13 protein-coding genes, 2 tRNA genes and 1 pseudogene are annotated in these 12407 nt (G+C 66.4%); 9 read left to right on the plus strand and 7 right to left on the minus strand.

Annotated features, from left to right (window positions below; all coding sequences use genetic code 11):
• Window positions 1-27: 27 nt before the first annotated feature.
• Window positions 28-297 carry a hypothetical protein gene (locus ACZZ93_RS02870; RefSeq protein ID WP_400340983.1) on the plus strand — a complete coding sequence of 90 codons (270 nt, stop codon included), beginning with the start codon at window positions 28-30 and terminating at the stop codon, window positions 295-297.
• A gap of 24 nt (window positions 298-321) precedes the next feature.
• Here ACZZ93_RS02870 and ACZZ93_RS02875 read toward each other — a convergent pair.
• Window positions 322-397, minus strand: a tRNA-Arg gene (locus tag ACZZ93_RS02875).
• A gap of 59 nt (window positions 398-456) precedes the next feature.
• Here ACZZ93_RS02875 and orn point away from each other — a divergent pair.
• The 6 genes from orn to ACZZ93_RS02905 all read left to right on the plus strand — a co-directional run bounded on the left by orn (window position 457) and on the right by ACZZ93_RS02905 (window position 3112).
• Entirely contained in the window at window positions 457-1083 is a 627-nt protein-coding gene (gene orn / locus ACZZ93_RS02880; protein ID WP_187249616.1) for an oligoribonuclease, read from the plus strand.
• A gap of 36 nt (window positions 1084-1119) precedes the next feature.
• Window positions 1120-1195: transfer RNA gene (locus ACZZ93_RS02885), tRNA-His, on the plus strand.
• A gap of 125 nt (window positions 1196-1320) precedes the next feature.
• Complete coding sequence (locus tag ACZZ93_RS02890) at window positions 1321-1950, plus strand: LysE family transporter (protein WP_187249615.1); 630 nt, start codon at window positions 1321-1323, stop codon at window positions 1948-1950.
• Between the two features lie 36 nt (window positions 1951-1986).
• Window positions 1987-2334, plus strand: coding sequence for a metallopeptidase family protein (locus tag ACZZ93_RS02895; RefSeq protein WP_400340982.1), 348 nt, complete (start codon window positions 1987-1989; stop codon window positions 2332-2334).
• Entirely contained in the window at window positions 2331-2624 is a 294-nt protein-coding gene (gene clpS / locus ACZZ93_RS02900) for an ATP-dependent Clp protease adapter ClpS (RefSeq protein ID WP_053096019.1), read from the plus strand. Before ACZZ93_RS02895 ends, clpS begins: the two co-directional genes overlap by 4 nt.
• Window positions 2621-3112 carry a DUF2017 family protein gene (locus tag ACZZ93_RS02905; protein WP_053096018.1) on the plus strand — a complete coding sequence of 164 codons (492 nt, stop codon included), beginning with the start codon at window positions 2621-2623 and terminating at the stop codon, window positions 3110-3112. Before clpS ends, ACZZ93_RS02905 begins: the two co-directional genes overlap by 4 nt.
• Before the next feature lies 1 nt (window position 3113).
• Here ACZZ93_RS02905 and ACZZ93_RS02910 read toward each other — a convergent pair whose 3' ends face one another.
• The 6 genes from ACZZ93_RS02910 to gatC are packed head-to-tail and all read right to left on the minus strand — an operon-like array spanning window position 3114 to window position 8665.
• Window positions 3114-3695, minus strand: coding sequence for a nucleoside/nucleotide kinase family protein (locus ACZZ93_RS02910; protein ID WP_400340981.1), 582 nt, complete (start codon window positions 3693-3695; stop codon window positions 3114-3116).
• Window positions 3679-3996, minus strand: coding sequence for a hypothetical protein (locus ACZZ93_RS02915; RefSeq protein WP_053096016.1), 318 nt, complete (start codon window positions 3994-3996; stop codon window positions 3679-3681). Before ACZZ93_RS02915 ends, ACZZ93_RS02910 begins: the two co-directional genes overlap by 17 nt.
• Before the next feature lie 37 nt (window positions 3997-4033).
• Window positions 4034-5290: a DNA polymerase IV gene (gene dinB, locus ACZZ93_RS02920; RefSeq protein WP_463510435.1), complete on the minus strand. Its 1257-nt coding sequence runs from the start codon at window positions 5288-5290 to the stop codon at window positions 4034-4036.
• Between the two features lie 47 nt (window positions 5291-5337).
• A complete protein-coding gene (gene gatB / locus ACZZ93_RS02925) occupies window positions 5338-6852 on the minus strand; it encodes an Asp-tRNA(Asn)/Glu-tRNA(Gln) amidotransferase subunit GatB (protein WP_447647755.1) in 1515 nt (504 codons plus the stop codon).
• Window positions 6852-8369: an Asp-tRNA(Asn)/Glu-tRNA(Gln) amidotransferase subunit GatA gene (gene gatA / locus ACZZ93_RS02930; RefSeq protein WP_463510436.1), complete on the minus strand. Its 1518-nt coding sequence runs from the start codon at window positions 8367-8369 to the stop codon at window positions 6852-6854. Before gatA ends, gatB begins: the two co-directional genes overlap by 1 nt.
• Window positions 8366-8665 (minus strand): Asp-tRNA(Asn)/Glu-tRNA(Gln) amidotransferase subunit GatC, encoded by a 300-nt coding sequence (gene gatC, locus ACZZ93_RS02935; RefSeq protein WP_053096012.1) that lies wholly within the window; start codon window positions 8663-8665, stop codon window positions 8366-8368. The genes gatA and gatC overlap by 4 nt, the downstream gene beginning before the upstream one ends.
• Before the next feature lie 67 nt (window positions 8666-8732).
• Between gatC and ACZZ93_RS02940 the strand changes: the two genes are divergently transcribed.
• Both ACZZ93_RS02940 and ACZZ93_RS02945 read left to right on the plus strand, forming a co-directional pair.
• A complete protein-coding gene (locus ACZZ93_RS02940; RefSeq protein WP_053096011.1) occupies window positions 8733-10433 on the plus strand; it encodes a long-chain-fatty-acid--CoA ligase in 1701 nt (566 codons plus the stop codon).
• A 47-nt stretch (window positions 10434-10480) separates the two neighbouring features.
• A pseudogene (locus ACZZ93_RS02945) lies at window positions 10481-12324 on the plus strand (DEAD/DEAH box helicase).
• The last annotated feature ends 83 nt before the right edge of the window (window positions 12325-12407 follow it).

Here is a 12407-nt window from a genome sequence, read left to right on the forward strand (position 1 = left end):
TACGTTCGAATCAGGAAAGGAGATTCGATGTCCGCCACCCTGATCACGTCCGTCCCCGAGGTTCCCCACGCGGCGCCGCGGCTGTCGGCGAAGAAGGAGCACCTTGTGCGCGCCTCAGCCCATCTCTGGCGGGTGCAGGACGCGAAGGACCGGGTCCTCGGGCATCTGCGCCTCGTCCCAGATCCCCTCGGGGTCAGGTATCGGGCGGAACGCCTCCACCTCGCCACGTCGTCTTTCCGACTCGTCGGAGACTTCTGGAGCGCAGACGATGCGGTGGCCGCGCTGCGGAACGGATGAGCCTCCGCGCACGGGCCCGGGCGATGGTGCCCCCGGCAGGATTCGAACCTGCGACCAAGAGATTAGAAGGCTCCTGCTCTATCCCCTGAGCTACGGAGGCGCACAGAACTACCGTACCGCGCCCGACTCGGATGTCGGAGCCGTCGATAGGATGGCGACATGGTATCTGCCTCAGAGAACGACCGCCTCGTCTGGATCGACTGTGAGATGACCGGTCTCGATCTCTCCGTCGACGAGCTCGTCGAGATCGCCGTCGTCATCACTGATTTCGAACTGCGTCCGGTCGATCCCGGCTTCCAGATCGTGATCCGCCCGAGCGACGCAGCACTCGAGAACATGAACGACTTCGTGACGAAGATGCACGAGTCCTCCGGGCTGATCACAGAGATCCCGCATGGCGTCTCGCTGGCCGAGGCCGAGGAGCAGACCCTCGCCTACATCAAGCGGTTCGTCCCCCTCGAACGCAAGGCTCCGCTCGCAGGCAACACCATCGGCACCGACCGCATGTTCCTGGCGAAGTACATGAGCCAGGTGGACCAGTGGCTGCACTACCGCAACGTCGACGTCTCCAGCATCAAGGAGTTGTCGCGGCGGTGGTACCCGCGGGTGTTCTTCCAGGCGCCGGCGAAGGACGGCGGACACCGCGCCCTCGCGGACATCCTCGAGTCGATCCGCGAGCTGCGGTACTACCGTGAGGCGGTCTTCGTCGACGAGCCCGGACCGTCGAGTGACGACGCTCGCGACATCGCCATTCGCACCGTGTCAGAGTTCACCCCGAACATGTAATAGACTCGTCTGGTTGCCAATCGCGATTGGCACATGGTGGGTATAGCTCAGCTGGTAGAGCGCTGGCTTGTGGTGCCGGATGTCGCGGGTTCGAGTCCCGTTACTCACCCCACTCAGAAGAAGGTCCGAGTCGAGAGACTCGGACCTTCTTCTGTTCTCCTCGTCGGATGACGCCGCGGTCCTGAAGCCCAGGCGGCCGTGATCGAGAGCACGCTGAGCTGCCCCTAGGATTGCGGGGTGTCGCTCGCCGTGTGGTTCTCGCTTCTGACCGCCTGCGTGGTGATCAGCTTCACACCGGGCGCCGGTGCGATCAACACGATGTCGAACGCTCTGAGTCAGGGCTGGCGCCGATCGATCTGGGGCATCCTCGGGCAGCAGCTGGCTCTCATCCTCCATGTCGTGATCGTCGCCGCCGGCCTGGGGCTTCTCGTCTCGCAGTCCGAAGTCCTCTTCAACGTGATCAGGTATGCCGGCGCGGCGTACCTGGTCTTCCTCGGAATCCGACTGATCCTCACGAGGCCTCGACGTGCCGCCGATGAAGACGGGACGGTCGTCGACCTGCACGAGGGCCACTGGTCGATGATCAGACGCGGATTCTGGGTCAACCTGCTCAATCCCAAGGCGATCGTCTTCTTCCTCGCCTTCATCCCGCAGTTCATCCGACTGGACGAGCCCCAACTCCCCCAGTACCTCACTCTCATCGGCACCGTCATCATCGTCGACATCGTGGTGATGTGGGGATTCTTTGCCACAGCGGCCGGACCGTTCCGCAGGCTCACGAGATCCTCGCGGGGGCAGCGGACGCTCAACAGTGTCTTCGGCGTCCTCTTCATCGCCGTCGCGGGCCTCCTCGTCTTCCTCCACTGACACGCAGCTCCCCCAGCCGGCAATAGGCTGGAGCTGATGGAGATGGATGCAGCGGACTTCGAAGAGCTCGTGATCGACGAGCTCGATCGCCTGCCCGACGAGTTGGTCGACGGGCTGGAGAACGTGGTGTTCGTCGTCGAGGATCGTCCGGAGGATGGAAGCCTCGACCTGCTCGGACTCTATGACGGCTTGGCCCTGACGGAGCGAACGCAATACGGCTCCGGGGAGCTCCCGGATCGGATCGTCGTCTATCGCGAGTCTCATCTGGCCGCCTGCGACAGCGATGACGAGCTTCGCGACGAGATCCATACGACCCTCGTGCACGAGATCGCGCACTTCTACGGCATCGACGACGAGCAGCTCCACACGCTGGGGTGGGCATGAGTCCCCTCGCCACACCTGACATCGACGAACAGCTCGATCTCTCGGCCGCCCCGCTCGAGCCCTGGGAGGTCGTCGTGTGGAACGACCCGGTGAATCTGATGAGCTACGTCGTGCGGGTCTTCCGCACCTATTTCGGATATTCGCTCGAGCGAGCCACGATGCTGATGCGACAGGTGCACCACGACGGTCAGGCCATCGTCGCTACGGGCCCGCGCGAGACGATGGAGGTGCACGCGCAGGCGATGCACGACTACGGCCTCTGGGCGACCGTCCGAAAGGCTTCGAGGTGACCGACCTGACCGTACGGGTGCGGATGGCCCGCGTCGAGGGTGCGCAGCTGGTGCACCTGGTCGACGACTTCCGTGAACTCGTGGGAGCGAACCGCGACGTCGAGGATCCCGCGATCGGTCGCCTGATTCCAGACCCCTATCCCGAAGACGAAGACTCGTCGCGCGCGTTCCGTGACGCGACCCGAGACGATCTCTTGGATCGACGCGCTCTGGACGCGGACATCGTCCGTACCGCACTCGCCGGGATGCGCGGGGACCTCGGCGACATGCCCCGGGACGAAGCCTTCGCAGAGCACGATCTCGACATTCCCCTGTCTGATGTCGACGCGTGGATGCGCACGCTCACCGCCCTCCGACTCGTCATCGCCGAGCGTCTCGGCATCCAGACCGATGACGATCATGATCCCGACGACCCGAGGTACGGCGTCTACGACTGGCTCGGATATCGTCTTGAGCTGACTGTCGAAGCGGCGGACCGCCTTCTCTGAGCTACGGCACTTCGATGACCCTGGTCGCCAGGGAGCGGGGATCATCGCGCGCGATGTGATCGCTTTCCTGCCGCGCCCACTGCTCCCAATGAGGCCGATACGTGTCGCCATCCCGCGCCAGAGCCCGCGCCTTGCGGCCGGTTTCGGCGGACTCGATCCAGACGCGCACGTCCGCGATCGCCGCAGTGGCCGGCGTCAGTATCCCGCTCCCCTCGATGAGCACGCCCAGCGAGGGGTCTACCGCGTGAGTCTCAGCCTCGGCGCCCTTCGCCCAGTCCCAGCGTCGCCACTCCCCGAGGTACCCGCGACCATGCGGACGCAGAATACCGTTCAGTGCTCGCTCCACTCCGTCGCTGAGGCCGTCCCAACCGGGGTAGATGGAGTCGAGAGCGACGAGCTGCACCCGTCCGGCGATCGGCCAGCGCTGGACGAGCATCCGGGCGAGAGTCGTCTTACCGGCACCGCTGCGACCGTCGATGAGGACGACCGGATTGGCCGCAGACAGCATCCGGATGTCCTCGACGATCTGGGTCGCTGCGCGCTCGAGCGCGACAGCGACCGGGTCGTCACTTCTTGAGTGCACGGATGATGCGAGAGAGCGCGCGCCCGGTGACCCAGATGAACGGCACGGCGACGACGAGCAGCGTCACGATGTTGGGCTCGAATCGGAGTCCCTCCTCGCGGCGGACGTAGACGCCGACCGGAACGGAGACACCGCCGCCACCACCGCCTTCGGCGCCGTCACCGCTGCCTCCGCCGAAGCCGGAGTAGGTGAAAGCGACAGGAGTGATGCTCACTCCATCGACATCCTGCTGTTCGCCGTACGCGCTCTTCACGCCGAACGCGGCGGCCTGCTTTCCGAGTTCCAGTGCAATGTTGGGCATGGCTCCACGCTAGTCCAGGAATCGTCCGCGACAAGCGTCAATCCAGTCCATGGGCCTTGGGATGCTGGGCAGCACCGCGACCGTCACCGCGCCCTATGTGGCGCGCTCGACTGATCGTGGCGCTCCCGAACCGTGCCACGGCGTCGTCGACCGCGCCCTCGACGCGTCGCCAGTCCTCATCGTCGTCCCACAGGCCGAACCCGCCACCGCCGGCGGGACGCAGCTTCTCTGCGCGCACCCCGACGAGCCGCACAGGATCGCGTCGCTCGATCTGATCGAAGAGTGTCTGAGCCGCTTCGCCGATGCGCTGCCCCACCGCGGTGGGTTCCGGGAGCGTCTGTGAACGGCTGATGGTGCGGAAGTCGTCGAACCTGATCTTGATGGCGACGGTCGAGGTCTCCCACTCTGCTTTCCGCAGACGCGCCGCGACGCGGTCCGCGAGGCGCAGCAGTTCAGCCCTGAGGAACGATCGGTCCATGATGTCCGTGTCGAAGGTCTCCTCGTGCCCGATGCTCTTCTCCACCCGCTCGGTCTCGACTGCACGGGGGTCCTCCCCGCGGGCGAGTTCCGAGAGCCGAGCGCTCAGAGCCGGTCCGACGGCACGGTCGAGAATCGCCTGCGACGAGGTGCGGATGTCCCGCACTGTGCGAATTCCTCGTCCCTCCAGCGCTTCGGCGGCTTTCGGGCCCACACCCCACATCGCACGCACTGGGCGCGGATCGAGGAAGTCCTGGGTTTCCGATGCGGCGATGACCAGCATCCCGTCAGGTTTCGAGATCGTCGAGGCCATCTTCGCCACATACTTGGTCGCAGCGACGCCGACGCTGCAGGTGATCCCGACCTCTTCTCTGACTCGCTCGCGAACGAGGTGCGCGATTCTCGCAGGGCTCCCCCACAGACGTCGGACGCCCCGCACATCGAGAAACGCCTCGTCGACAGAGAGCGGCTCGACGAGAGGCGTGAACGACTCGAAGATCGCCATGACCTGTCGCGAGACGGCGTGGTATCGATGGAAATGCGGAGGGACGATGCGCGCAGAAGGACACAGGCGCAGAGCCTGAGAGACCGGCATAGCTGCGCGAACGCCGTAGCGACGAGCCTCGTACGAGGCGCTCGACACCACCGAGCGACCGTCAGGCGCTCCGATGATCAACGGCAGTCCTCGCAGGCTCGGATCATCGAGCACCTCGACGGCCGCGTAGAACGCATCCATATCGACGTGCAGGATGCTCGTGCCGGTGTCGTCGGCATCCGCGGACGACACGATGCGCCCTCTGCCGTCACCGTGACCCATGACACCATTCTCCCCCGGGCCTCGGACATGAGGCCCGGGGGAACCGGTTACTGCGCAGCGCGCTCGAGGACGAGTTCGCGGACACGGGCGGCGTCCGCCTGGCCCTTCATCGCCTTCATCACAGCGCCGATAACGGCCCCGGCGGCCTGGACCTTGCCGTCCTTGATCTTGGCCAGCACATCGGGCTGCGCTGCGAGTGCGTCGTCGATCGCTGCGATCAGCGCACCGTCATCCGAGACGACCGCGAGTCCGCGGCCGTCGACGACCTCCTGAGGCGTGCCCTCGCCCGCGATGACGCCCTCGAGCACCTGACGCGCGAGCTTGTCGGTGAGCGTTCCGGCGTCGACGAGCTTCTGCAGGGCCGCGACGTTCTCGGGCGAGACCAGCTCGGTGACGTCCTTCTCCTGCGAGTTGGCGAGGCGCGTGATCTCGCCCGTCCACCACTTCCGGGACGTCGCCGGAGTCGCGCCGGCGGCGATCGTCGCTTCGACGACCTCCAGCAGCCCTCCGTTGCGCACGTCCTGGAACTCCAGGTCCGTGAAGCCCCACTCGGCCATCAGACGGCGTCGACGGGCGACGGGCTGTTCCGGGAGCTCGGCACGCAGGGCTTCGATCAGCTCTGCTGCAGGCTCCACCGGGAGGAGGTCGGGCTCAGGGAAGTAGCGATAGTCGTCCGCATCCGACTTCGGACGACCGGGCGAGGTCGTCCCGGTGTCCTCGTGCCAGTGTCGCGTCTCCTGAGTGATGGTCCCGCCATCGGCGAGGATCTGCGCCTGACGCTGGATCTCGTACCGGACGGCACGCTCGACCGAGCGCATCGAGTTGACGTTCTTCGTCTCGGTGCGGGTGCCCAGCTTCTCCTGTCCGCGGGGACGCAGCGACACGTTCGCGTCGCAGCGCAGGTTGCCTCGTTCCAGACGCGCTTCGGAGATCCCGAGGCTGCGCACGATGTCACGGATCGTCGCGACGTATGCCTTGGCGACCTCGGGGGCGCGGTGCTCGGTGCCGAAGATCGTCTTCGTCACGATCTCGACGAGCGGCACACCGGCACGGTTGTAGTCGACGAGCGAGTATTCGGCTCCCTGGATGCGTCCGGTCGCGCCACCCATATGGGTGAGCTTGCCGGCGTCCTCCTCCATGTGGGCGCGCTCGATGGGGATCTGCACGATCGTGCCGTCCTCGAGCTCCACCTCGACGGAACCCTCGAACGCGATCGGCTCGTCGTACTGGGAGATCTGGTAGTTCTTGCCGAGATCCGGGTAGAAGTAGTTCTTCCGGGCGAAGCGGCTCGACGGTGCGATCGAGCATCCGAGAGCGAGACCGAGACTGATCGACGAACGGATCGCCGTCTCGTTCACGACCGGGAGCGATCCGGGCAGGCCCAGATCCACCGGCGCGATCAGCGTGTTGGGCTCGGCGGCGTGGTAGAGCTCGTTCGCCGGGTTCGGCGCGTCCGAGAACATCTTGGTGTGCGTGTTGAGCTCGACGTGGACCTCGAACCCGAGCACGGGCTCGTACAGTTCGAGCGCCTTGTCAAAGTCCATGAGCTTGGCGGTGGCCATCAGCGGGTCCCTCCCACGAGCTGGGGTGCACGCGTGAGAAGCGGCGCTCCCCACGAATCGACGAGCAGCGTCTCGACGGCGGCGCCCACCTTGTAGAGTCGCGCATCCTCCCGCGCCGGTGCGATGAACTGGATGCCGACGGGCAATCCGTCTTCCGACGCGAGTCCGCTGGGGACCGAGATGCCGGGAACGCCCGCGAGGTTGACGGGAATGGTCGTGATGTCGTTCAGATACATCTGCAGCGGATCGTCGATCTTCTCGCCGATCTTGAACGCAGTGGTCGGAGCCGAGGGCGTCGCGATGACGTCGACCTCCGCGAAGGCGTTCGCGAAGTCCTGCTGAATGAGCGTGCGCACCTTCTGAGCACTGCCGTAGTACGCGTCGTAGTAGCCGGCCGACAGCGCGTAGGTGCCGAGGATGATGCGTCGCTTCACCTCGTCGCCGAACCCGGCGTCACGCGTGGCGGACATGACGTCCTCGACGGTGGGGGTGCCGTGGGGCGTGACGCGCAGGCCGAAGCGCACCGAGTCGAACTTCGCGAGGTTGCTCGACGCCTCTGCAGGCAGGATCAGGTAGTAGGCCGCGACGCCGTACTCGAAGTGCGGAGCGCCGATCTCGACGATCTCCGCGCCCTGCGCCTCCATCATCGCGAGCGCGCTGCGGAACGATTCCGCGACACCGGGCTGGAACCCGCTGTCCGGCAGCTCTCGGATGACACCGACCTTGAGCCCCTTGAGCACGTCACCGCGCGCGCCCTCACGGGCCGCGTCAGCGAATGAGGGCCACACGTCACGCAAAGACGTGGAGTCCTTCGGGTCGTGCCCGCCGATCGCATCGTGCAGGAGACCCGCGTCGAGCACTGTACGCGTGACGGGTCCGACCTGGTCGAGGCTGGAGGCGAGTGCGATGGCCCCGTAGCGGCTGACGCCGCCGTAGGTCGGCTTGACGCCCACCGTGCCGGTGACATGAGCAGGCTGACGGATCGAGCCGCCGGTGTCGGAGCCGAGTGCCAGCGGAGCCTCGAAAGCGGCGACTGCTGCCGCCGATCCGCCGCCGGAACCGCCCGGGATCCGGTCGAGGTCCCACGGGTTGCGGGTGGGACCGTAGGCGGAGTGCTCTGTCGAGGACCCCATGGCGAACTCGTCCATGTTGGTCTTGCCGAGCGGGATCAGCCCCGCCGCGCGCGAGCGGGCGACGACCGTGGCGTCGTACGGCGAGCGGTAGCCCTCGAGGATCCGCGAGCCGCTCGTCGTCGGCTGGTCGGTCGTCACGAGGACGTCCTTGATCGCGAGCGGCACGCCGGCGATCGGGCCGAGCTGCTCACCCGCCGCACGCTGGGCGTCGACAGCGGCGGCCGCCTCGAGCGCACCCTCGTTGATGTGCAGGAAGGCATGAACGTCGCCGTCGACGGATGCGATGCGGTCGAGGTGAGCGCGAGTGGCCTCGACGCTCGAGATCTCGCGGCTGGCGAGCTTATCGGCAAGCTCCGCCGCAGTCATGCGGATGATGTCGCTCACTGCTCTTCTCCCAGGATCGCGGTGACGCGGAATCGGCCGTCGGCCTGATCCGGCGCGTTCTGGAGCACCTGCTCGTGTGTGAGGGTCTCGCCCACCACATCGGGACGGTAGACGTTGCTCAGCGGAATCGGATGACTCGTCGCTGCGATGTCGGGGCCTGCGACCTCCGACACCTTCGCGATGTTGTCGACGATGGCATCGAGCTGGCCCGTGAGTCGGGACACCTCGTCGTCGTTGAGCTGGATGCGCGCGAGCACGCCGAGATGACGCACGAGATCAGGGGTGATTTCAGACACGGCCCCAGTCTAGTTGCCGTGCTCACCGGGTCCCTGCAGTCCGGCGAAGCCGCCCTATGCTGGGCGGGTGAGCTCGTACCAGCCTCCTCGCCCATGGATCGCCAGCTATGCCGCAGGCGTCCCGGAAGACCTCTCCCCCGTGTCCGGATCGCTGGTCGACATCGTCGCCGCGTCCGCCCGCGACTACCCGGATGCCCCCGCCCTGCAGTTCTTCGGTCGTGAGACGTCGTACTCAGAACTGCAGAATGCGATCGACCGAGCAGCCGCAGGACTGCGCGACCTCGGCGTGCGGGCGGGCGATCCCGTGGCGATCGTGCTTCCGAACTGTCCGCAGCACATCGTGGCGTTCTACGCGGTGCTCCGTCTCGGCGCCGTCGTCGTCGAGCACAACCCGCTCTACACCCCGCGCGAGCTGCGGAAGCAGTTCGAGGACCATGGCGCGAAGCACGCGATCGTGTGGAACAAGGTCGTCGCCACGGTGCAGGAGTTCCCCGCCGACCTCGCCGTGACGAACCTCATCTCCGTCGATGTGACGCGCGCGATGCCCCTTCTCACTCGTGTGGCGCTCCGGCTGCCGGTGGCGAAGGCCCGTGAGTCTCGCGCCGCTCTGACCGAGAAGGTGCGAGGAACCGTCACCTGGGACTCGCTGGTGCAGTCCGCCCCGATCCCTGCCGCTCATCCGAAGCCCGCCACCGACGACCTCGCGATCATCCAGTACACGTCCGGCACCACGGGAACCCCCAAGGGCGCCGCCCTGACCCACGGCAACCTGCTCGCGAACGCCGCGCAATCGCAGGCATGGGTTCCGTCGATCCAGCGCGGCAAGGGCTGCGTCGTGTACGCGGTGCTGCCGATGTTCCACGCCTACGGTCTCACGCTCTGTCTGACATTCGCGATGTCCATGGGTGCGCGCCTGGTGCTCTTCCCGAAGTTCGATCCGGATCTCGTGCTCGACGTGATGAAGAAGCACCCCGCCACCTTCCTTCCCCTCGTGCCCCCGATCGCCGACCGCCTGCTGTCGGCGGCGAAGGCGAAGGATGTCTCGCTCGACGGCATCGAGGTCGCGATCTCCGGCGCCATGGCTTTGCCGCACGAACTCGTGGTGCCGTTCGAGGCGGCGACGCATGGCTTCCTCGTCGAGGGGTACGGACTCAGCGAGTGCTCCCCCGTGTTGATGGCGAACCCCGTAGCTGACAACCGCGTCCCCGGCACCGTGGGACTTCCTCTTCCGGGAACCGAATGCCGCGTCGTCGATCCCGAGAACCCGACCGTCGACGTTCCTGAAGGATCCGCGGGTGAGCTCCTGGTGCGCGGACCCCAGGTGTTCTCCGGCTACTACGGCAAGCCGGAGGAGACGGAGGCGGTCTTCGTCGACGGCTGGTTCCGCACCGGTGACATCGTGACGGTCGATGAGGCGGGTTTCATCCGGATCGTCGACCGCATCAAGGAGCTGATCATCACCGGCGGCTTCAATGTGGCCCCCACCGAGGTCGAGAGCGCTCTGCGTCAGCATCCTCAGGTCGTGGACGCTGCCGTGGTCGGTCTGCCGAGCGACCACTCCGGCGAGGAGGTCGTCGCCGCGATCGTCGTCGACGCGGGGGCAGACGTCGACGTCGAAGCGATCCGCGAGTATGCGCGCAGCATCCTCACCCCGTATAAGGTTCCGCGGCGTCTGTTCATCGTCGACGAGCTGCCCAAATCGCTGATCGGCAAGGTGCTGCGTCGCCAGGTCAAGGAGAGACTGCTCACTCTGACTTCCGGCTCCTGAGGGCGCCCTCACAGGCGCGGAATCCCGCGAAGCGCTACCCTTGGTCAGTGACTCCTGAAGACGCTGTGCCCACCGACGCCCCCGAGACCCCTGGATTCGAGGAGCTCGGCATCACCGGCCCCGTCCTCAAGGCCATCAAGGACCTCGGCTACGAGACCCCCTCCCCATCCAAGCCGCCACGATCCCGACCCTGCTCTCCGGTCGCGATGTCGTCGGTATGGCGCAGACCGGAACGGGAAAGACCGCGGCATTCGCGCTCCCCGTGCTCGAGCGCCTCGACGTGTCCCAGAAGACCCCGCAAGCTCTCGTGCTCGCTCCGACCCGCGAGCTCGCTCTGCAGGTGTGCGAGGCGTTCGAGTCGTACGCGTCGAAGATGAAGGGCGTCCACGTCCTCCCCGTCTACGGCGGACAGGGCTACGGCGTGCAGCTGTCGGCGCTGCGCCGCGGCGTGCACGTGATCGTCGGCACCCCCGGTCGCATCATGGACCACCTCGCCAAGGGCACCCTCGACCTGTCCCAGCTGCAGTACCTGGTGCTCGATGAAGCCGACGAGATGCTCAAGATGGGCTTCGCCGAAGACGTCGAGCAGATCCTCGCGCAGACGCCCGAGGAGAAGCAGGTAGCCCTCTTCTCAGCGACCATGCCCCCGCAGATCCGCCGACTCGCGCAGAAGTACCTGCGTGAGCCCGAAGAGATCAGCATCACGTCGAAGACCGCCACCGGTACCAACATCACGCAGCGGTACCTCGTGGTGTCGTACGCGCAGAAAGTGGATGCGCTCACTCGCATCCTCGAGGTCGAGAACTTCGACGGCATGATCGTGTTCGTCCGCACGAAGAACGAGACCGAGACGCTGGCCGAGAAGCTGCGTGCCCGCGGATACTCCGCCGCCGCCATCAACGGCGACGTGCCGCAGGTCCAGCGTGAGCGCAGCGTCAACCAGCTCAAGGCGAGCAAGCTCGACATCCTCGTCGCGACCGACGTGGCCGCTCGCGGTCTCGACGTCGAGCGCATCAGCCACGTCATCAACTTCGACATCCCCACCGACACCGAGTCGTACGTGCACCGCATCGGCCGAACCGGCCGCGCGGGACGCACCGGAGACGCGATCAGCTTCATCACCCCGCGTGAGCGCTACCTGCTCAAGTCGATCGAGAAGGCCACGCGTCAGCAGCCCACTCAGATGCAGCTGCCCAGCCTCGACGACGTGAACACCACGCGCCTCGCCCGCTTCGACGACGCAATCACGACCGCGCTCAGCGATAGCACCCGCATCGAGAAGTTCCGCGACATCATCGACCACTACGTGCGCAACCACGATGTGCCCGAGGCCGATGTCGCAGCTGCGCTCGCTGTCGTCGCCCAGGGCGATACTCCTCTGCTGCTCGACCCGGCCGACGACGCCCTGTCGAAAGCGGTCGAGTACGACAACCGTCCGCCGCGGGAGAGCAACACTCGCGAGCGTCGCGAGACCCGCGAACCGCGCGAGCGCCGTGGGCGCGGCGACTACAAGCCGTACCGCATCGAGGTCGGACGCCGTCACCGCGTCGAGCCCCGTCAGATCGTCGGCGCACTCGCGAATGAGGGCGGCCTGGGTCGTGATGACTTCGGCGCGATCAACATCCGGCCGGACTTCACTGTCGTCGAGTTGCCGGCGAACCTCGACTCGTCCGTCCTGGAGAAGCTGAAGGACACTCGCATCTCGGGTCGGCTCATCGAGATCAAGCCCGACCGTGGGCCTGGAGCCCGTCGTAACGACGGCCCTCGCGACGGCGCCCGCGGTGGGTTCGAGCGCCGCGATGACCGTCCGCGCTACGACCGTGACGACCGTCCTGCTCGCACCGATGAGCGAGGCGAGAAGCCGTTCCGCAAGCCCCGACACAAGGGCTGATCAGCCGTAGAACGCATCGAGCGCGCCGTGCCCGGACGAAAGTCCGGGCACGGCGCGCTCGATGTGCACCGATGGGCAGCCAT

The sequence above is a fragment of the Microbacterium sp. AC026 genome (genome assembly GCF_979258475.1).